Raw genomic sequence first — 19,558 nt, 5'->3', positions numbered from 1 at the left:
GGGGGACCCCATGGACAGGATTACGCTGACGGGCGTGACCGCCGTCGGTCATCACGGCGTGTTTGATTTTGAGCGCCGCGAGGGCCAGCCTTTCGTGGTGGACGCGGTGCTCTATCTTGACTTCGCCGCAGCAGCGGAGTCAGACGACGTCCGGGACACCGCGCACTACGGCGAGGTGGCGCAGCGTATTACCGACTGGATCGCCGGGGAACCCCTGAACCTCATCGAGGCGTTGGCCGTGCGGATTGCCGAGAGCCTGCTTGACGAATTCCCGCTCCAGGCGGTGGACATCACCGTCCACAAACCCCAGGCTCCCATCGCAGTGCCTTTTGGCGACGTCGCCGTGACCGTCCACCGGAGCTGTGTCCCGGCCGACAGCGGCCTGTCCGGGGAGCCGGCATGAACCGCGCCTACACCAAGGCCGTGCTGGCCTTGGGCAGCAACCTTGGCGAGCGGAATGAAACCCTGACCGAAGCCGTGGCCGACCTCGTGGATCCGCCGGAAGTCAGGCTCCTGGCTGTCTCCCCGATCGTCCAGACCAAAGCCGTGGGCGGCCCGTCCGGCCAGCCGGACTTCCTGAACATGGTGATTACCGTGGAGACCAGCCTGGGTGCGCAGGAACTGCTGGAGCACTGCCAGGCGGTGGAGAACAAGCACCTCCGCGTCCGCGAGGTCCGCTGGGGGCCGCGGACGCTCGACGTCGACATCATCACCTATGGCGACCTGCGCAGCGACGATCCGGCGCTGACCCTCCCGCATCCCCGTGCCGCCACCCGGGCCTTCGTCCTGTACCCGTGGTCTTTGATCGAACCCGCCGCCACGCTGGGCGGGGAACGGATCAGCGCCCTGGCCGTCCGGGCCCCGGACTTCGGCGACCTTGCGCCGTTCGACGGTTTCGGGGACTTCGACGGGATGCCGACCGCAGGAGCGGTGGAGCCGCGATGAAACCCATCAACCCGCTGCGCCTGATGCTGATCGGCGTCATCCTTGCCGTCGCGGGCTGGTCGGCGACCGTGGTCACCAGCCGCTACGGCATTGCCACTCCTGTCCTTCCCGCCACCGCGCTGGCCACCATGGGCGTCATCGTCATCATCACGCTGATCCTGGGCATCCGGGTCCTGCGGTGGCGCAACAGCCTCAAGCCCGGCAGCAAGGCAAAGAAGACCCAACTGGATCCGCTGCTGGCCGCGAGGACGCTGATCCTCGCCCAGGCGTGCGCCTATGCCGGAACAGTCCTGCTGGGCTGGCACGCGGGCATCGTCCTGGACCAGTTGAGGATCTGGAGCCTGCGGAGCGACCAGGGCATCACCTGGCTTGCCTTGGCCATGGCCGGCGGCGGCCTGGTGATGATCGTGGTGGGACTCGTGGTGGAACGGTTCTGCCGGATCCCTCCGGAGGACGGCGACACCACCAGCACCGACGGCAAGGGCCGCCCTGCCCGCGGAGAGGCTGCCGGGGAAGGCGAATATGCGTACCGAGGCGATTGACCCGCCCGGTATTGACTGGCAGCGGGTGTCGCCACAGTACGTAACGGTCCGGCTGGCGGAGTGGGCCCTCGGCAACCTGGTTGCGGTATTGGTCCTGTCCGCTCCACTGGTGTTCGTCATCCTGGGCTGGTGGTCCTGGCCGCCCCTGTGGCTTGCCGTGACCGTCCCGGCCGCCATGCTGGCGCTGGCCGTGTGGCGGCTGGTGCTCATTCCGCGGCAGGTCCGGGCCATCGGCTACGCCGAGCGGGATGAGGACCTGCTGGTCAGGGGCGGCATCTTCTTCCAGCGCACCATGGCCGTTCCGTACGGCCGCATGCAGTACGTGGATATCGCCGTGGGGCCGGTGGAGCGGGCCCTGGGCCTGTGCACGCTGAAGCTCCACACCGCCTCGCCCGGAACCCATGCACGTATTCCCGGCCTGCCGGCGGCTGAGGGCGCCCGGCTCAGGGAAGAGCTGACGGCACGCGGCGAAGCCAGGCTGGCCGGGCTGTGACCGCTGACGGCCAGCTGCCGGCCGTGCCGCCCGCAGCGGCCGGCCGGTACACCGCAGCAGCGTCCGACGACGGCTGGCTGCGGGTGCACCCCGCGTCACCGTTCGTGAGGGGCTGGTTTGCCCTGGCCGCCATTGCGTTCTTCTTTGGGCGGGACATCTTTGAACGGGCCCTGCAGGGCCAGCCCGTTTTCGAGGAAGGCCTGGGGCGGCGCGCCCCGTGGCTCCTGGGCGGCGGCGCGGCCGTGCTGGTGGTGGCGGTGCTGGGGTTCGTGCTGACCTGGTACTTCACCAAATACCAGGTGTCCGGCGGCTACGTCCGGGTCACCAGCGGCCTGCTGTTCCGCCAGCACCGGCAGGCGCGTCTGGACCGGGTGCAGGCCATCGACATCGTGCAGCCGCTGCTGGCCCGCATCTTCGGCCTGGCCGAACTCAAATTCGAGGTGGCCGACGCAGGGGAGTCCGCGGTGCGGCTCGCCTACCTCAAAATCGACGATGCGCGCCAACTGCGCGCCACCATCCTGGCCCGCGCGTCCGGTGCCGCAGCCGTCGCCGTGCCCGGGGCCGGCACTTCCGGGGCGGGACAGCCGGCCCGGGCCGCCGAGGCGCCGGAATTCCCGGTACTTGCCGTCCCGCCGTCGCGCCTTCTCGGTTCGCTGCTGCTGAGTGAGCAGAGCTTTTTCGTGGTGGTGGGCGGCGCCGCCTCCGTGGTGCTGTCCGCGGTGACGGACAACCGCGCCTTCTACTTCTACCTGGTGCCGGCGGTGCTGGGCCTGGCGGCCGGCTACTGGAATTTCTTCAACAGGGGCTACAACTTCACGGCGGCAGTCTCGCCGGACGGCATCCGGCTGAGGTACGGGCTGCTGGACACCCAGGCGCAGACCCTTCCGCCCGGCCGGATCCAGGCGGTAAAAGTGGCCCAGTCCCCGCTGTGGCGCCCGTTCGGCTGGTACCGGATGCAGGTGAACGTGGCCGGTTACGGGCAGTCCGGCAACGCCGTCGAGGGCAATACCCGGACCATCCTCCTGCCGGTGGGTAAACTTCCCGATGTCCTGGCCATGCTCTCGCTGGTGCTGCCGGACCCCGGTACTGACCAGCCTGCGGCCGTCTTTGCAGCCGGCTTGAACGGCAGGGATTCCGACGGCGGGTTCATCACCACGCCGCGGCGGGCCTGGCTGCTGGCACCCTTTGCGTGGCGCCGCAACGGCTTTGCCGCCACGGACACGGCCCTGTTGATCCGCTCCGGGCGGTGGTGGCGTGAGCTGGTGGTGGTTCCCCATCAGCGGACGCAGTCGCTGGCCCTGCAGCAGGGGCCCGTGGCGCGGCGGTTCCGGGTGGCGGACCTGGTGCTGCACACCACCGCCGGGCCCGTCGCCCCGCGGCTGGCCCAGGCGGGCCTGGATGAGGCCCGGCAGCTCTTCAACGACCAGTCTGCGCGTGCCCGGCTGGCCCGGAAACGGCAAACCACGGAACAGTGGCTCCAGCAGGTTGCCCCGGCCGCGGGACCTATGACCACCAGCACCCCTTACCAAAAGGAGGGCCAGCAGCATGGCTAAACCCGGACGCCTCGGCGTCGGAATCATCGGCGCCGGAAAGGTGGGGGCCGTGCTGGGCGCGGCCCTGCGCGCAGCAGAGCACGCCGTCGTCGGGGTCTCGGCGGTCTCGGACGCAAGCCGGGAACGGGCTGAGGCCCTGCTGCCGGGCGTTCCCATCCTGGAGGTGCAGGACATCGTGGAGCGCGCCGAGCTGGTGCTGCTGGCCGTGCCCGACGACGCCCTGCCGGGCCTCGTGGAGGGACTGGCGAAGCTCGGCGCCTGGCAGCCCGGCCAGCTGGTGGCCCACACCTCCGGCCGGTTCGGCGTGGGCGTGCTGCACCCGGTGCGGTCCGCCGGTGCCGTGCCGCTGGCCCTGCATCCGGCCATGACGTTCACGGGCATGAGCCTGGACCTTACCCGGCTCCTGGACTGCACCTTTGGCGTGACCGCAGATGCCGCCATGCTGCCGATCGCCCAGGCCCTGGTGGTGGAGATGGGGGCGGAGCCGGTGGCCATCGCCGAAGCGGACAGGACCCTCTACCACGCCGCCTTGGCCCATGGTTCCAACCACCTGGTCACCCTGGTTGCCCAGGCATCCCAGTTGCTGCGCGAGGTGGGGGTGGAGCTGCCGGAGCGCATGCTCGGCCCGCTCCTGCGGGCAACGCTGGAAAACGCGCTGGCCTCCGGGGAATCCGCACTGACCGGCCCCGTGGCCCGCGGTGACGTGGGAACGGTCCGTGCCCACGCGGAAGCGCTGCGGGAGTTCGACGGCGGCGGGCACGGTGACGTGCTGGAAGCCTACCTGGCGATGGCCCGGGCCACAGCCCTGCGGGCAGAGGGCCGCGGACTGCTCAAACCCGACCAGCTGAAGGGGCTGCGCGAGGCCCTCGACCCGAAGGAAGACTGAATGTCCATTCAACTCGTCACCACCGTCGCAGGCCTGCACGCCGAGAGCGCCAGGCTCCTTGGCGCCAAGAAGGGTCTCTCGCAGGGGCTGGTACCCACCATGGGCGCACTCCATGACGGCCATGCCGCGCTGGCGCGCACCGCCGTCGAGCAGAACGACGTGGTGGTGGCGAGCATCTTCGTCAACCCCCTGCAGTTTGGCGACGTCGGGGACCTGGACCGCTACCCGCGGACGCTTGAGGCGGACCTTGCCCTGCTGGAGGAACAGGGCGTGGACCTGGCCTTCGCGCCATCCGTGGAGGAGGTCTATCCAAACGGGGAACCCCTGGTTCGGATCACCTCCGGCCGCCTTGGCGAAAAGTGGGAGGGTGCGTCGCGTCCGGGCCATTTCGACGGCGCGCTGACCGTGGTGGCGAAGCTGCTGCATTACGGCATGCCCGCTGCCGGTCTTCCGGCCGGGTCCGCGAACCCGGCTTTGCCCGGCGGACTGCCGGCGTACCGGGCGTACTTTGGGCACAAAGACGCCCAGCAGCTGGCCTTGGTGCGGCGGATGGCGGCGGACCTGAACTTCCCGGTGGAGATCGTTGGTGTGCCCACGGTGAGGTCTGCGGACGGGCTGGCGTTGTCCAGCCGCAACCGCTTCCTGTCCGCGGACGAGCGGGAAGCCGCGTTGGTCCTGTCCCGGGCACTGCGGCTGCTGGAACAGCGCGCAAATGCCCACGAACCGCTGGACCTGGAATCGGCGCTGGCCCTGGTGGAGTCCCAGCCGCTGGTGGAACTGGACTACTTCGACGTGGTGGACCCCGGCACGCTTGAGTCGTTGGCGGAAAACTGCAGGGAGACCCCGTTCCGCGGCGACGCCCTGGCCCTCATCGCGGCCAAGGTGGGCCCGGTCCGCCTGATCGACAACATGCCGTTGAGTTCCTGAGCGCCGGCGGCTTGCAGCCCGGCGTCACATGGCCCGGGCTACCAGCCCGGCCTGTCCGGGCTGTTCATGAGCTGTTCGAGGAGCGCGCGCTCCGGGCGCCCGGGATTCCTGGCCACGCACCCGCGGAGCCGGTCCCGCACCCACTCTTCCCGCGGATCCTTGCTGCAGAGCACCTCATCGATAATCTCCTGCGCCTGCCACCGGAGCGATTCGATGGCGAACTGCCGGACGTCCTCGGGAGTGTCGCCGGACATCCACGGGTCCGGGTCCGAGGGGACGCCTTGGAACATTCGCTCTACTGTCATCGGGGCCTCCTTGCACCAATCCGAAGTGGCCCGTGGGGTGGCCGCTGCGGCTACGAGAGCACTGCGCGTAGGTGAAACCTTACTGCCGGAAACCGGGTCCTGTCTGTACCCCAATCCCGCATACAGCCGCACCGCCAGAGTCGAAGGTCCCGGGAAGGAACCGCCGCCACGGCGTCACGTGGATTCCAATATAGTCAGCTTGCTTATCACTTTCACCTTTCCTAGGGTGGAAGTTGTCAGGAATTCAACTCTGGAAGCGGATCCGGGCACCGCAGTGGTGCATGGTCCGCCTCAGGCAAGGAGGAGCTATGTCGGAGCACAACATCGCAGGCAAGAAGGTCGCATTCCTGCTGACTGACGGCGTGGAGCAGGTGGAGCTCACCAGTCCCTGGCAGGCCGTGAAGGACGCCGGCGGCGAGCCCACCCTTTTGGCGCCCAAGAGCGGCAAGCTGCAGGGCTACAACGGCACGGACAAGGGCGATACCTTCGACGTCGACCTCACGGTGGCGGAGGCAAATCCCTCCGATTATGACGCGCTGGTCCTTCCCGGCGGGGTTGTCAACGCGGACCACCTGCGGGTGGACAAGGACGCCCGGGCCTTCACGCGCAGCTTCTTTGAACAGCACAAGCCGGTGGCGTCCATCTGCCACGGGCCGTGGCTGCTGATTGATGCAGGAGTCATCAAGGGCCGGAACGTCACGTCCTACTTCACCCTTGAGACGGACCTAAAGAACGCCGGCGCCAACTGGTCGGACCAGGAAGTTGTGGTGGACCAAGGCCTGGTGACCAGCCGCAACCCGGATGACCTCCCGGCATTCAACAGCAAGCTGGTGGAGGAGATCTCGGAAGGCCGGCACGCGGGCCAGACAGCCTAAAGCCCCAACTGTTCCCTCAGGGTTTAGGGGAAATTCCCGTGCCGGGGAATTACTCCAGCGGGTAGAGTGTTGGCATCTGCAGCGGCGCCGACCGCCCATCACTTTCAAGAACCCCTGAGGGAACACCCATGTCTACCGAAGTCTCTCCCAACGCCGGCGGCCAGTCCGTTCCCGCCGCAGGAACCGTCGCGGAACCCCGCACGGGCACCGGGCCCGCTGCGCCGGAGAAGATGTCCCGGGAGTCAGTGACCATCATCAGCACGCTGCTGGTGGCGACGTTCGTGGTGATCCTCAACGAGACCATCATGAACGTCGCCCTGCAGCGGCTCATGGTGGACCTCCGCGTGGACGCACCCACCGTCCAGTGGCTCTCCACCGGGTTCATGCTCACCATGGCCGTGGTCATCCCCACCACCGGTTTCATCCTGCAAAGCCTGTCCACCCGGGCCGTTTTCATGCTGGCCATGGGATTGTTTGCCGGCGGCACCGCACTTGCCGCCGTGGCCCCCGGATTCGAAGTCCTCCTGCTGGCACGCATCGTCCAGGCAGGCGGCACGGCCATCATGCTCCCGCTGCTGATGACCACCATCCTCACCCTGGTCCCGCTGGCCAGGCGCGGCGCGGTCATGGGCAACGTCAGCATCGCCATCTCGGTCGCCCCGGCCATGGGCCCCACTGTTTCCGGGCTGATCCTCGAACACTTCACCTGGCGCTTCCTGTTCGTGTTCGTGTTGCCGGTGGCGCTGGCGGCCCTGGCCATCGGCGCAAAATTCCTCACCAACGTGGGTGAGGCGGAGAAGACCAAGCTGGACTTCTCCTCCGTGCTCGTCACGGTCCCCGCGTTCGGCGGCCTTGTGTACGGACTCAGCCAAATCGGCGGCGGCCACGGCGGCCAGTCCGGTCCCGGCGCCGCAGCCATCGCCGCCCTGGTCATCGGCGTGGCCGCCCTCGCGGTTTTCATCCTCCGCCAGGTCCGCCTGCAGAAGGCCGCTGCGCCGCTGCTGGACCTGCGTGCGTTCAAATTCCGGATGTTCACCGTCTCGGTCCTGCTGATGGTGGTGGCCATGATGGCATTGTTCGGCGGGGTCATCCTGCTGCCGCTCTACCTGCAGGAAGTCCGGGGCCTGGGCTCGCTGGAAACCGGACTCGCGCTGCTCCCCGGCGGCCTGGCCATGGGGCTGCTCGGCCCGGTGATCGGCCGCGCGTTCGACAGGGTGGGCCCGTTGCCGCTCACCGTGACGGGATCCATCCTGATGGTGGTGACGCTCTGGCAGTTTTCAATGCTCGACGCCGGCACGGCGGTGTGGTGGATCATCACCCTGCACGTCGGGCTGAGTTTCGGCCTGGCCCTGCTGTTCACCCCGGCCTTCACCACCGGCCTGAACCCGCTGCCACCGCACCTCTACTCGCACGGCTCCGCGATCATGAGCACCACCCAGCAGGTGGCCGGCGCCGCCGGGACGGCGCTGCTCGTGTCCATCTTCGCCGTGGTGAGTGCGACCTCGGGGCTCGTCGCCGGGATGAGCGCCGCCTTCCTGACGGCAACCGTCATAGCCCTTGCCGCCGTCGTGCTGTCCGCAATGATGCGCAAGACTGAAGGCGCCGGACCGGGCCACGGCGCCCACTAGCCCAACCGGGCCGGGATCAGCCGGCGAAGAAGTCGCTCAGTTCCTTGATCAGCTTGTCGGGGGCCTTGATGGCGCCGTCGTGGCCGAAGCCGGGCAGGATGGTGTAGCTGGAGCCGGAGAGGACGTCATGGATCTGGCCGCACGCGATGCCGAAGTAGGCCGGGCTCTTTTCGCCCACCACGATCAGCGTCTCCAGGGGGAGCGCCTGGAACGGTTCGGCCGGCATGTCTGCGGCGATGATGGCCTTGATCTCGCGGACACCGGTGCGCATCAGTTCGCGTTGCTGCTTGCCCTCCGTGGTGCCCGCGGTCAGCTTGTTGGCCAGCGTCAGCATGGACAGCGGCATGCGCGAGGAGAACGTGCCGCCGGCCTCAAGGCCGCGCTGGATCACCGCGAGGGCCCGGTCGTCGTCTCCGGCAGCAACGGCGCGTTCGTACTCCACGATCCAGCTGGCCGTGACGCTGCCGTTCACCGAGACGGCGGGGTCGTAGACGGCCAGCCGTTCCACCGGCAGCGTCCGTGCCGCGTGCAGGGCAACCGCTCCACCGAAGCTGTGGCCGAAGACGTCAGTGCTGGCGGTGTGCTTCATGACGGTGTCCAGGTCCCGGATGTCCACGTCCAGCGTGTAGTCCTCGGGCTGCGGGGACGATGAGCCGCGGCCGCGGCGGTTGAACGTGTGCACCGGCCGGCCCAGGGCGGCGCTCAGTTTCTGGGCGAATTTGGTGTAGTCCGCAGCCGTCACCATGGAGGGCGGCACCACCACCACGCCCGAACCAGCCGAAGCGAGTTCCGCGCCGGTGGAGAAGAGCTCCACAGTGCCGCCGTCGGGGGTCCTGATGTTCTCTCGCGTCATGTTCCGAGCCTAGCCGAGCAAGCCGGGTGCGGGCATCACTGGCCGGTGCGGCCAGGCTCAGGCGAGCCGCCCGATCAGCTCCCTGCTGGCTGCGCGGATGGCCGGGAGTTCCGCGCCGAGTCCACAAAGGATGAGCCCGGCATCCGCCGCCTGCAGGGCCGATTCTGCGTTTGCCGCACCGTCTGCGCGGAGGTAGATCAGCGATTCGACCAGGCGGAAGGTGAAGTCGCCGCCGTCCGGCCCGGAGGCGGTGGCCGACAGGCCGCTGCCAAGTTCCCCGTAGAGCCGCCGCAGTTCCTGCCGGTCGGCCAGGAACCGGGCAAAACGCGTGCTCCGGACCTCGGGCAGGTGGTAGAGGACGCCGAGGTTCCACCGTGCGCTGCACAGCTGCGTGCCGTCATACAGTGCGACGGCGTGCAGCCGGCTCCCGGCCGGGCTTTCGGTCCCTGTGCTGCCGGCGGGCAGCGCGGCCACGGCCCGGGCAAACTCCAGGCCGCCGGACACCGTTCCCTTGAGCAGGTCCTCAAGGATGTCGTCCTTGGTCTTGAAGTGGTGGTAGAGCGATGACTGCCGGATCCCGACCGCGTCCGCGATGGACCGGGTGGAGGTGCTGGCGAAACCCTGGGTGGTGAACAGTTCCGCCGCGGCATCGAGGATTTCGTCGCGGGCGGTGGCGCCTGGCCGTGATGGCTGTTGGTGGCGGGGGCGTCCCGGTCCGGCGTAAGTCACCGACTCATTCTTGCACCGCAAAGCGGGCTCGAAGGTGCCCTGCGGGAACGGTGAGGGGATGGAAATATCCCCGAAACAAGATGTCTATCCGCCTTTTACAGAGGGGAAACTGTTTGGGGACATCGCGCTGGAAAACTATCAAGTGACCGGTAATCCGCAGCCTTCGGCCGAGCGCTGCACTGCCGGAAGGCTTCGCCCCCAAGATCCCTTTCCAGCCCCGGAGATTCCCATGACATCCACCGTTCTTCCCACCGTCCACCAGGACGATGCAGACCTGACGTCCCTTGGCTACCAGCCCACCCTGCACCGAAAGCTCGGCCGCTACGCTTCCTTTGCCGCCGGTTTCTCCTTCGTCTCCATCCTCACCACCATCTTCCAGCTCTTCGCCTTCGGCTACTCCTTCGCTGGTCCCGCGTTCTTCTGGACCTGGCCGGTAGTGCTGGTCGGCCAGCTGCTCGTGGCCCTCAATTTTGCCGAACTCGCCGCCCGCTACCCGCTCTCCGGAGCCGTCTACCAGTGGTCGCGCCGCGTCGGCGGGGAAGCCGTGGGCTGGTTTGCCGGCTGGTTCATGGCCATCGCGCAGGTGGTCACCGCGGCAGCCGCAGCCATCGCCCTCCAGGTGGTCCTGCCCCAGCTGTGGGACGGATTCCAGGTGGTGGGTGGTGACCCCGCCCTCAACACCGTCACCGGGGCATCCAACGCGGTGATCCTGGGTGCCGTCCTGCTGGTGGCCACCACCATCATCAACTCCCTGGGCGTCAAGCTCATGGCGCACGTGAACTCCGTCGGTGTCACCTGCGAAATCGTCGGCGTCGCAGCCGTGATCCTCGCCCTCATCAGCGCCGCCCAGCGCGGTCCGGACGTGGTGGCGGACACCACCGTCCTTGAGGGCTCGGACCTCGGCGCCGTGGGAGCCTTCCTGGTCTCGGGGCTCATGGCCGCCTACGTCATGGTGGGCTTCAACTCCGCCGGGGAGCTCTCCGAGGAAACCAAGGACCCGCGCCGCACCGCACCGCGGACCATCCTCTCCGCCCTGCTCATCTCCGGCATTGGCGGCGCCCTGATGATCATCACCGCCCTGATGGCCGCCCCCAGCCTCGACGACGGCCGCCTCGCCACCGAAGGCCTGCCCTACGTCCTCACCGCCGTCCTGGGAACCTTCTGGGGAAAGGTCCTGCTGGTTGACGTTGCCATTGCCATCTTCGTCTGCACCCTGGCAATCCAGACCGCCGGTTCACGGCTCGTATTCTCGATGGCCCGCGACGGCAAGCTCCCGGCGTCGGCCTTGCTCTCCTCCGTCCACCCCACCCGCGGGACGCCCATGTGGCCCTCGATCGTGATCGGCGCGCTGGCAGTTGCCGTGCTGGCCATCAACGTCGGCAACGCCGCCCTCTTCACCACCCTGTGCAGCGTCTGCATCGTGATGGTTTACATCGCCTACCTCCTGGTCACCGTCCCGCAGCTGATCAACCGCCTCCGCGGTGACTGGGCGCGGGTGGGCCAGACCATGCCTGCCGGCCTGTTCTCCCTGGGCCGTTGGGGCCTGCCGGTCAACATCCTCGCCGTCCTCTACGGAGGCCTCATGGTGGTCAACCTCGCCTGGCCCCGGCCCGAGGTGTACGACCCCTCCGGCGACAACGGGCTGCTCCTGTGGTCCGCACCGCTCATGGTCGCCGCCGTCCTCCTCCTGGGCGTCTGGGTCCGGCGCAGGAACCTCGCAGCCACCAAGGCCTGAGCCCTAAATTCCCATCGTTCCCGACAACAACCAGGACCTCGACCATGACACAGACCATCGAAACGGCCGCCGCCGGCACCGCCACCACGGCCGGCGCCCGCGCCCACGCCAGGGACCAGCACGGCAAGACCGCCGAAACCATGCGCTTCGTCCCGGCCGCCTCCGCGCCAGGGCGCCTCCTGTCCGGAATGCCCGACGACGCGTCCCCCACCTGGGCGGAGTCCCTCGCCTTTGGCCGCTACACCACCATGGCATTGGCCCGCGGCACCCGGATCCGGCTCACGGATACCGCCGGCGACGGCTGCGTCCACGCGCTCCTGTACCGGACCGGTGCCACCCACGAACGACTGAATGTCGCCGACACCGTCAAGGTCCCGTGGCAGGCCTATCCCGCTGCCGGGCACCCGCTGCTGTCCGACGCCGGCCGGCTGATGGCCACCATCGTGGCCGATACCTCCGCCCGGCATGATGCCCTGACGGGCGCCACCACGCTCACCGGCAACACCGCGAAATACGGTGCGGGAACAGTCCACAGCGCATCTCCGGCGGCGCGCGAACTGCTCACGCTGGGCGCCCTGAAGAACGGGATGGGTCCGCGGGACGTCGCTCCGTCGCTGTCCTTCTTCAAGGGCATCACCGTTGACCCGGCCGGCAGCATCACCTTCACCGGCAGCGCAGGCCCCGGTGCCGCCGTCGAACTCCTTCTCCACCTGGACGCCGTCCTGGTCCTGGCCAACACAGCGCACCCGCTGGACCCCCGCCGGGAGTTCACCGGAACCGCCGTGGACATCCTTGCCTGGCACGCGCCGCAGGACCTTCGCGAACTCGAAGCAGGCCGCCTGGTTGGCCCACTGGCCCCGGAACACCTGCAGGCCCTGCTCAATACCGAACACGATCTCACCGCAAGGAACGCCCGATGAACACCGCCATTGAGACCCGCCCGGACGCTGCAGGCACGGCACTGGCCCCCGGCACCCTGATCCTGGACGAATTTGTCGAAGCCCGCGGCCCCTGGTCGGCAGTGGTGGCAGCCGGCGACGTGCTGACCATCGTGGACCTGGAAGGCAACCAGGCCGTTGACTGCCTGCTCTACGCAGCCGGGGACACCACCGTGCGCTACTCGGCTGCAGCCACCATCGCCGCGCAGCAGTCCATCGTCCTCACCACCGGTTCGGTCCTGCGCGCCGACACCGGTGCTGCCCTGATGACCGTTGTTGCGGACGAAGTGGGCGTGCACGACACCATTGGCGGCGCCTGCTCGCAGGAATCCAACACCCTCCGATACGGCCAACACACCCGTGAACAGCACGCCTGCGTGGAGAACTTCCTGATCGAGGGCTCCCGCTGGGGCCTGGGCAAACGGGACCTGGTGTCCAACATCAACTGGTTCATGAATGTCCCGGTGGACCCGGACGGCGCCCTGGGGATCGTGGACGGACTGTCCGCCCCCGGCAAGCGCGTTGCGCTGAAGGCGGAGGTGGACACCCTGGTGCTCGTCTCCAACTGCCCGCAAATCAACAACCCGTGCAACGGCTTCAACCCCACGCCCGTCCGCATGATCGTCACCCGGCCGGAGGCTGCACTGTGACCACCACAAAACTCTTCGACACCCTGTTGGTCGCCAACCGCGGCGAAATCGCATGCCGCATCATCGAATCCGCCAGGAAGCTGGGGCTGCGCACCATCGCCGTCTTCTCCGAGGCCGACCGCGGCGCCAAGCACGTCCGGCTCGCCGACGAGGCTGTGCTGCTGGGGCCAGCGCCCGCCAAGGAGTCCTACCTCCGGGTGGAGGCGATCCTGGCCGCGGCAAAGGAAACCGGCGCCGGCGCCATCCACCCTGGTTACGGCTTCCTGTCCGAGGACGCAGCCTTCGCCGAGGCCGTGGAAGCTGCCGGCCTGGTCTTCGTCGGCCCCACCCCCGAACAGCTGCGGATCTTCGGAACCAAGCACACCGCACGCGACGCCGCACGTGCGGCCGGGGTGCCCATGATCGCCGGTTCCGGCCTGCTTGAGGACGTGGACGCCGCCGTCGCGGCCTCCGCAACCATTGGGTTCCCGCTGATGCTCAAGGCCACCGGCGGTGGCGGCGGGATCGGCATGACGGTCTGCCGCACGGAGGCCGAGCTCGTGGACAGCTTCCCCCGCGTCGCCCGGCTTGCCGGTGCCAGCTTCGGCACCGCAGGGGTCTTCGCCGAACGGTATGTGGAGAACGCCCGCCACGTGGAGGTCCAGGTCTTTGGCGACGGCGAAGGCCGGGTGGTCAGCCTGGGCGACCGGGACTGCTCCCTCCAGCGCCGCCACCAGAAAGTCCTCGAGGAGGCCCCCGCCCCGGACCTGCCCGCCGATCTGCGCGAGGAACTGCACCGCAGCTCCCGCGCCCTCTGCGCCTCCCTTAACTACCGCTCCGCCGGCACAGTCGAGTTCGTCTACGACTCCGCCCGCAAGGAAGCCTCCTTCCTGGAAGTCAACGCCCGGCTCCAGGTGGAGCACCCCGTCACCGAGTCCGTCACGGGGGTGGACCTGGTGGAATGGATGCTCCGCCTCGCCCAGGCCGGCGCCGAAGCCCACACGGTGTTGGCGGACGTGCCCGATGCGTTGCCGGTATCCGGGCACGCCGTGGAGGCCCGCGTTTACGCCGAAGACCCGGCACGCGGCTTCCAGCCCAGCGCCGGAACCGTCACCAACGCCGCCTACCCGGGGCCGGAGGAAGCGCGCGTGGATGCCTGGGTGGAGACCGGCACCGACGTCTCCACCAACTACGATCCCCTCCTGGGCAAAATCATCACCTCCGGCGCAAGCCGCACCGAGGCCTTCGACCGCCTCGCCGTTGCGCTGGGCAACACCCGGATCGATGGCATCGAGACCAACTTAGGGTTGCTCCGCGCCGTGAGCGGCATGAACGTGGTCCGCGCCGTCGAGCACTCCACCAGCACCCTGGACAACGTGGGGGACCCCGAACCGCGGATCACCGTGGAACGACCCGGGCTGCAGACCAGCGTGCAGGACTGGCCGGGACGCACCGGGCTCTGGCAGATCGGCGTTCCGCCGAGCGGCCCCATGGATGACCTCTCCTTCCGCCTGGGCAACACTGCGCTGGGCAACCCCGAAGGGGTCCCGGGCCTGGAGTTCACCATGACTGGACCCAGCCTGGTGTTCACGCATGCCACCACCGTCTGCGTCACCGGCGCGGAGGTCACAGTGACCGTTGACGGCGTGGAGGTGCCCGCCTGGACCCCCGTGACCGTCCCGGCAGGCGGGACGCTCGACGTCGGCACGGCCACCGGCAAGGGCCTGCGCGGCTACATCCTGTTCCAGGGCGGCCTGGACATTCCCGCCTACCTGGGCAGCGCGTCAACCTTTACCCTGGGCCAGTTCGGCGGCCACGCCGGGCGCGTGCTGCGCGCCGGCGACGTACTCCGCGCGGTCACGGTGGACGGGGTACCGGCCGCAGGCCAGGCTGCAGCGGTGCCCGCCGACAGCCGCCCCGTCCTCGTGTCCACCTGGGAACTGGCCGTGGCCGAAGGGCCGCACGGCGCCCCCGAGTTCTTCCAGCGCGAAGACATCGAGGACCTGTATGCCGCGGAGTATGAGGTGCACTTCAATTCCGCCCGCACCGGCGTCCGTCTCATCGGCCCCAAACCCCGCTGGGCACGGACCGACGGCGGCGAGGCAGGCCTGCACCCTTCCAACATCCACGACACCGCCTACTCGGTGGGCGCCCTGGACTTTACCGGCGATACCCCCATCCTGCTTGGCCCGGACGGGCCCAGCCTGGGCGGGTTCGTCTGCCCCGTCACCGTCGTGACGGCCGAGCGCTGGAAGCTCGGCCAGCTCCGTCCGGGGGACAAGGTCCGGTTCGTGCCCATCAAAGCCAGCCAGGCGCCGTCGGCCGCGGACTTGGGACCCGGCCGCCAGCTGGTCCTCCCGGGCGACGCCGGCTGGTCCGGCAGTGCCGCCCTGAAGCTTCCGGCAGCGGCAGCGGCAACGCCGGGGCCGGTCCGCGGAGATGGCGACGACGGCGTCCTGGGCCGGGTGCCGGACGGTTCCGGCCGGCCCGCGGTCACGTACCGCCGCTCCGGCGATGACAACCTGCTGGTGGAATACGGCGACATGGTGCTGGACTTGGGCCTGCGGGCCCGGGTCCACGCCCTGCACCAGCACATCGAAGCGCTCCGGGTGCCCGGCATTGTTGACCTGACCCCGGGTATCCGGTCGCTGCAGATCAAGGTGGACCCGTCCGTCCTGTCCACCCGCCGGCTGCTGGGCCTGGTCCAGGAGGTCGAGGCAGCCCTGCCGGCGAGCTCCGAGCTGGTGGTTCCCAGCCGCACCGTCCGGCTGCCGCTGTCCTGGGACGACCCCGCCACCCGTGAGGCGATCGAACGCTACATGGCAGGCGTCCGGGATGATGCACCGTGGTGCCCGTGGAACATCGAGTTCATCCGCCGGATCAACGGCCTGGACTCCGTCAACGAGGTCTTCGACACCGTCTTCAATGCCGAATACCTGGTCCTGGGCCTGGGCGACGTGTACCTGGGTGCGCCTGTGGCCACGCCGCTGGATCCGCGGCACCGCCTGGTCACCACCAAGTACAACCCGGCGCGCACCTGGACGCCGGAGAACGCGGTGGGCATCGGCGGCGCGTACATGTGCATTTACGGGATGGAGGGCCCCGGGGGCTACCAGTTCGTGGGCCGCACCACCCAGGTGTGGTCCCGGTACGCCGATTCCGCTCCGTTCGAACCCGGATCGCCTTGGTTGCTCCGTTTCTTCGACCGGATTTCCTGGTACCCCGTCAGCCCGGAGGAACTCCTGGACCTGCGCGCCGACATGGCGGCCGGCCGCGGCCGCGGCGTGGAGATCGAGGACGGCACGTTCTCGCTCGCTGAGCACGAACAGTTCCTGGCCGAAAACCGCGCGTCCATCGAGGCGTTCCGGGACAAGCAGGGTGCGGCTTTCGCTGTGGAACGGCAGGCATGGGCTGACGCCGGCGAGTTCGACCGTGCCGACGCGCTCGCCGCCGTCGCCGCCCCCGCAGCAGATGACGTGGTGGTTCCGGACGGCGGGTCCCTGGTCTCCGCCCCGTTCGCCGCGAGCGTCTGGAAGGTGGATGTGGCCGAGGGCGACCGGGTGGCGAAGGGCCAGCCGCTGGTCTCGCTGGAGGCCATGAAAATGGAGACAGTCCTGGAGGCGCCGTGCGACGGTGTGGTGCTCCGTGTCCTGCCCACGGCGGGTTCGCAGGTGGTTGCCGGGGAGGCGGTGGTTGTCCTCGGCGGCAGCGACCTTGCGCTGCTCGAGGTGGAGGACCTGGAACTGGAAGGGGCCACGGTATGAACCCGGCACCCGCAGGCGCCGCCACGCGGCGCGCCGAAGCAGCACTGGCCGCGGTTGACGCCGTGGACCGCCCGGAAATCTGGATAACGCTACGCGGCCGCGAGGACGTCCTGGCCGAAGCGGCAACCATCGACGCCGCCGTTGCCCGGGGTGCGCACCTGCCGCTGGCCGGACTGGTGCTGGCCGTGAAGAACAACGTTGACGTGGCCGGGATTCCCACCACGGCGGCCTGCCCCGGCTTCGCCTACGTGCCGGAGCAGGATGCCGAAGCCGTGGCGCGGCTCCGCGCCGCCGGTGCCATGGTCCTCGGCGCCACCAACCTTGACCAGTTCGCCACCGGCCTGGTGGGAACGCGCAGCCCCTACGGCGCCGTCCGGGACTCCCGCCGGCCGGACCGGATCTCCGGCGGGTCCAGCTCCGGGTCCGCCGTGGCCGTGGCGCTGGGACTGGTGGACATCGCCATCGGCACCGACACGGCAGGATCCGGCCGGGTTCCCGCCGGGTTGCAGGGCATCGTGGGCATCAAGGCAACGCTGAACGTGGTCTCCACGGCAGGGGTGGTGCCGGCCTGCCGGTCCTGGGACGCCGTCACGATTTTCGCCCGGGACCTGGCCACGGCCGAGCTCGCCATGGGCATCATGGCCGGCGGTGCCCGGGCGTGGCCCGCGGACACAAAGCTCGCAGCGCCGTCCCGGCCCCGGGTGGCCTACCCCGCGAGCCTCCCGGCCCTGCCGCCTGAGTGGGCTGCGGAATTCCAGCGGCAGGTGGACCGCCTGCGGTCCAGCGGGGTGGATGCCGAAGCGATCGAGTTCGACGCGTTCCTCCAGGCAGCACGGCTGCTCTACGACGGAGCGCTGGTGGCCGAACGCCACGCTGCAGTTGGGGACTTCCTGGCAAAGCACGACGCCGGCACGGACGGCCGGGCAGGCATCGATCCCACCGTGGAAGGCATCATCCGTGCCGCCGGCACGGTGTCCGCCTCCCGGTACGTCGCCGACACCGCCAGGCTGGAGGAATTGAAGGCCACCGCCATGGGCCGCCTCCAGGGCTTCGATGCCCTCCTGGTTCCGACGGCGCCGTTCCACCCCACCCTGGCAGAGGTTGCCGCGGATCCGGTGGGGGTGAACTCGTTGCTGGGCACCTACACGAACTTCTGCAACCTGTTCGATCTTTGTGCCGTGGCTGTCCCGGCCGGCGGGGTGGACGGCGCCCAGTTCGGCGTCACGGTGGTGGGCCGGGCGTTCGATGACGCCGTGGCGGCGGACATCGCCCGCCGGCTGGAAACCACCCCAGCGCAGCCTGGACTCTTCGCGGCCGGGGCGGCGCCTGGTGCCGCAGGACTGGAGGCAGCCGCAGGAGCCGCCCGGCCGTCGTCGCCCATTCCCTGGCCGGTCGCCGCCGGCGCAACGGCCCTGCCGCTGGTGGTGGTGGGCGCGCACCGCAAGGGCCAGCCGCTGGCCCGCGAGCTTGAGGAACTCGGCGCCTTCTGGGACGGGCCCGTCCGCACCGCTGCGCGCTACCGGATGGTGGCACTGGACACGGTGCCGCCGAAGCCAGGCGTGTACCGGTCCGACGACGGCGCAGAGCTGGCCGGGGAGCGGTGGCTGCTGCCGCCCGCGGCCTTGGGGACGTTCCTGGCCGCCCTTCCCGAGCCAATGCTGCTCGGGTCGGTCCAGCTCCGTGACGGGACGGCCGCCGTCGGCTTCGCCTGTGACGCCGTGGCCGCCGCGGGCGGGGAGGACATCACCGTCTGGGGCGACTGGCTGGCTGACCGGAGCAAAGAACCGAAGCCGTGGACCGTGTGGCGGGACCTGGGGGAGGCTGCCTTGGCGGGCTTCAGCCGCGGGGAACGGGGATAGCTCCGGAGGAATCCGGGCGGGGCCGCCCGCCCGGATTACCGCCGGTGAAGTACGCCGAGACATCAGCCACGAGCTCCTTGACCGCCGCCGGAATGGAGCCGTGGAAGCATTTGGGTGAGAGCTGGTGGGTGCTGCCCGGAACGGCTGCGTGCAGCCGCTCCGCGGTCACCTTGTAGTAGTCGGGGCTCTTGCCGCCGGCCATGAAATGCGTGCCGGCCGGCAGCACGCTGAAGTCCCGCGCGTGGTCCTTTTCGTCGAAGGCCGCACGCAGCTCACCCACTCCGCTGGGCATCACCTCGCGGAACAATGTGTTCACCTTGGTCCGGGACAGCACGGCCATCAGGCCGGCCAGCACGGGAACCGGGATCCGTGCCATGACGGAGCCGGGACTGGTGGCCTTCTTCATGTACGCCAGGGCGCGGCCAACCCTGCCGTTGTTGACGGCGTCCTCGAATCCGTCCAGCCAGGCGGTGTCGATGCTGCCGTCGATGTTCACCGCGGCGTCGTACACCGCGAGTTTGTCCGGCACGTACCCGGTGCCAGTGAACTCCTGGACGGCGTTGAGCGCCACCGCCCCGCCCAGGCTGTGGCCCAGAATGTTCCGGGCACCGGTGGCATCCATCACGGCCCGGACATCCGAAATTTCGGTGGCCATGGAGTAGCCAGGCGGCTGCTCGGAGGAGTTGCCCCGGCCGCGCCGGTCGTACACGTCCACCGCCCAGCCCTCGCCCAGCCCCTTCGCCAGTTCCACCGAGAAGGGGCGGTAGATCGAGGCGGTGAGGAACGCGCCGCCGATCACCACGACGCGCCGTTCTCCCGGCGCATCCGCGGTGCCGTAGCTGTAGACAGCCAGCCTGCCGCCGTCGTGCGTTGGAAGTACCCGTTCTTTCACCCGCC

At 69.2% G+C, this 19,558-nt stretch carries 18 protein-coding genes; 14 read left to right on the top strand and 4 right to left on the bottom strand.

All coding sequences use genetic code 11. The features are described from left to right. Nucleotides 1-10 precede the first annotated feature (10 nt). The 7 genes from folB to DC347_RS00540 are packed head-to-tail and all read left to right on the top strand — an operon-like array spanning nt 11 to nt 5,346. On the top strand, nt 11-403 hold the full coding sequence (folB, locus tag DC347_RS00570; RefSeq protein WP_109044067.1) for a dihydroneopterin aldolase: 393 nt from the start codon (nt 11-13) through the stop codon (nt 401-403). Beyond that, on the top strand, nt 400-945 hold the full coding sequence (gene folK / locus DC347_RS00565; RefSeq protein WP_109044066.1) for a 2-amino-4-hydroxy-6-hydroxymethyldihydropteridine diphosphokinase: 546 nt from the start codon (nt 400-402) through the stop codon (nt 943-945). Before folB ends, folK begins: the two co-directional genes overlap by 4 nt. Beyond that, nucleotides 942-1,487, top strand: coding sequence for a DUF3180 domain-containing protein (locus DC347_RS00560; RefSeq protein WP_109044065.1), 546 nt, complete (start codon nt 942-944; stop codon nt 1,485-1,487). Before folK ends, DC347_RS00560 begins: the two co-directional genes overlap by 4 nt. Next, nucleotides 1,468-1,980: a PH domain-containing protein gene (locus tag DC347_RS00555; RefSeq protein ID WP_109044064.1), complete on the top strand. Its 513-nt coding sequence runs from the start codon at nt 1,468-1,470 to the stop codon at nt 1,978-1,980. The genes DC347_RS00560 and DC347_RS00555 overlap by 20 nt, the downstream gene beginning before the upstream one ends. Next, nucleotides 1,977-3,533 carry a PH domain-containing protein gene (locus DC347_RS00550; RefSeq protein WP_109044063.1) on the top strand — a complete coding sequence of 519 codons (1,557 nt, stop codon included), beginning with the start codon at nt 1,977-1,979 and terminating at the stop codon, nt 3,531-3,533. The genes DC347_RS00555 and DC347_RS00550 overlap by 4 nt, the downstream gene beginning before the upstream one ends. Further along, entirely contained in the window at nt 3,526-4,419 is an 894-nt protein-coding gene (locus DC347_RS00545) for a Rossmann-like and DUF2520 domain-containing protein (RefSeq protein ID WP_109044062.1), read from the top strand. The genes DC347_RS00550 and DC347_RS00545 overlap by 8 nt, the downstream gene beginning before the upstream one ends. Next, entirely contained in the window at nt 4,420-5,346 is a 927-nt protein-coding gene (locus DC347_RS00540; protein ID WP_109044061.1) for a pantoate--beta-alanine ligase, read from the top strand. A gap of 38 nt (nt 5,347-5,384) precedes the next feature. Here the strand turns inward: DC347_RS00540 and DC347_RS00535 are convergent, their stop codons facing one another. Then, nucleotides 5,385-5,651, bottom strand: a complete 267-nt coding sequence (locus DC347_RS00535) for a hypothetical protein (protein ID WP_018762647.1) — start codon at nt 5,649-5,651, stop codon at nt 5,385-5,387. Between the two features lie 308 nt (nt 5,652-5,959). Here DC347_RS00535 and DC347_RS00530 point away from each other — a divergent pair, with 308 nt between their 5' ends. After that, on the top strand, nt 5,960-6,526 hold the full coding sequence (locus DC347_RS00530; RefSeq protein ID WP_018762646.1) for a type 1 glutamine amidotransferase domain-containing protein: 567 nt from the start codon (nt 5,960-5,962) through the stop codon (nt 6,524-6,526). A 128-nt stretch (nt 6,527-6,654) separates the two neighbouring features. After that, complete coding sequence (locus DC347_RS00525; RefSeq protein ID WP_109044060.1) at nt 6,655-8,154, top strand: MDR family MFS transporter; 1,500 nt, start codon at nt 6,655-6,657, stop codon at nt 8,152-8,154. A 16-nt stretch (nt 8,155-8,170) separates the two neighbouring features. On the opposite strand, the gene DC347_RS00520 is transcribed toward DC347_RS00525, so the two are convergent. After that, on the bottom strand, nt 8,171-9,007 hold the full coding sequence (locus DC347_RS00520; RefSeq protein ID WP_018762644.1) for an alpha/beta fold hydrolase: 837 nt from the start codon (nt 9,005-9,007) through the stop codon (nt 8,171-8,173). 57 nt (nt 9,008-9,064) lie between these two features. Further along, complete coding sequence (locus tag DC347_RS00515; protein WP_109044059.1) at nt 9,065-9,736, bottom strand: TetR/AcrR family transcriptional regulator; 672 nt, start codon at nt 9,734-9,736, stop codon at nt 9,065-9,067. Nucleotides 9,737-9,965: 229 nt separating this feature from the next. Between DC347_RS00515 and DC347_RS00510 the strand changes: the two genes are divergently transcribed. The 5 genes from DC347_RS00510 to atzF are packed head-to-tail and all read left to right on the top strand — an operon-like array spanning nt 9,966 to nt 18,661. Further along, on the top strand, nt 9,966-11,471 hold the full coding sequence (locus DC347_RS00510) for an amino acid permease (protein WP_109044058.1): 1,506 nt from the start codon (nt 9,966-9,968) through the stop codon (nt 11,469-11,471). 44 nt (nt 11,472-11,515) lie between these two features. Next, entirely contained in the window at nt 11,516-12,391 is an 876-nt protein-coding gene (locus DC347_RS00505; protein WP_109044057.1) for an urea amidolyase associated protein UAAP1, read from the top strand. Continuing rightward, nucleotides 12,388-13,059, top strand: coding sequence for an urea amidolyase associated protein UAAP2 (locus tag DC347_RS00500; protein ID WP_018762640.1), 672 nt, complete (start codon nt 12,388-12,390; stop codon nt 13,057-13,059). Before DC347_RS00505 ends, DC347_RS00500 begins: the two co-directional genes overlap by 4 nt. Then, the gene (uca, locus tag DC347_RS00495) at nt 13,056-16,802 is read left to right on the top strand and encodes an urea carboxylase (protein ID WP_109044056.1); all 3,747 of its coding nucleotides are present in this window, start codon (nt 13,056-13,058) and stop codon (nt 16,800-16,802) included. The genes DC347_RS00500 and uca overlap by 4 nt, the downstream gene beginning before the upstream one ends. Next, nucleotides 16,799-18,661, top strand: coding sequence for an allophanate hydrolase (gene atzF, locus DC347_RS00490; RefSeq protein ID WP_109044055.1), 1,863 nt, complete (start codon nt 16,799-16,801; stop codon nt 18,659-18,661). The genes uca and atzF overlap by 4 nt, the downstream gene beginning before the upstream one ends. On the opposite strand, the gene DC347_RS00485 is transcribed toward atzF, so the two are convergent. After that, nucleotides 18,639-19,553: an alpha/beta fold hydrolase gene (locus tag DC347_RS00485; RefSeq protein WP_109044054.1), complete on the bottom strand. Its 915-nt coding sequence runs from the start codon at nt 19,551-19,553 to the stop codon at nt 18,639-18,641. The genes atzF and DC347_RS00485 overlap by 23 nt on opposite strands. Between the last annotated feature and the right edge of the window lie 5 nt (nt 19,554-19,558).

The organism is Pseudarthrobacter sp. AG30 (genome assembly GCF_003116525.1).
Classification (GTDB): domain Bacteria; phylum Actinomycetota; class Actinomycetes; order Actinomycetales; family Micrococcaceae; genus Arthrobacter.
Note: the sequence above shows the minus strand (reverse complement) of the source record. Positions and strands in the feature narration are given on the sequence as shown.

Coding starts and splice junctions, on each gene's coding strand:
- DC347_RS00560 (WP_109044065.1), top strand. CDS start 942: ATGAAACCCATCAACCCGCTGCGCCTGATGCTGATCGGCGTCATCCTT.
- DC347_RS00535 (WP_018762647.1), bottom strand. CDS start 5,651: ATGACAGTAGAGCGAATGTTCCAAGGCGTCCCCTCGGACCCGGACCCG.
- DC347_RS00510 (WP_109044058.1), top strand. CDS start 9,966: ATGACATCCACCGTTCTTCCCACCGTCCACCAGGACGATGCAGACCTG.
- DC347_RS00500 (WP_018762640.1), top strand. CDS start 12,388: ATGAACACCGCCATTGAGACCCGCCCGGACGCTGCAGGCACGGCACTG.
- DC347_RS00545 (WP_109044062.1), top strand. CDS start 3,526: ATGGCTAAACCCGGACGCCTCGGCGTCGGAATCATCGGCGCCGGAAAG.
- DC347_RS00555 (WP_109044064.1), top strand. CDS start 1,468: ATGCGTACCGAGGCGATTGACCCGCCCGGTATTGACTGGCAGCGGGTG.
- DC347_RS00525 (WP_109044060.1), top strand. CDS start 6,655: ATGTCTACCGAAGTCTCTCCCAACGCCGGCGGCCAGTCCGTTCCCGCC.
- DC347_RS00530 (WP_018762646.1), top strand. CDS start 5,960: ATGTCGGAGCACAACATCGCAGGCAAGAAGGTCGCATTCCTGCTGACT.
- atzF (WP_109044055.1), top strand. CDS start 16,799: ATGAACCCGGCACCCGCAGGCGCCGCCACGCGGCGCGCCGAAGCAGCA.
- DC347_RS00540 (WP_109044061.1), top strand. CDS start 4,420: ATGTCCATTCAACTCGTCACCACCGTCGCAGGCCTGCACGCCGAGAGC.
- folB (WP_109044067.1), top strand. CDS start 11: ATGGACAGGATTACGCTGACGGGCGTGACCGCCGTCGGTCATCACGGC.
- DC347_RS00505 (WP_109044057.1), top strand. CDS start 11,516: ATGACACAGACCATCGAAACGGCCGCCGCCGGCACCGCCACCACGGCC.
- DC347_RS00520 (WP_018762644.1), bottom strand. CDS start 9,007: ATGACGCGAGAGAACATCAGGACCCCCGACGGCGGCACTGTGGAGCTC.
- folK (WP_109044066.1), top strand. CDS start 400: ATGAACCGCGCCTACACCAAGGCCGTGCTGGCCTTGGGCAGCAACCTT.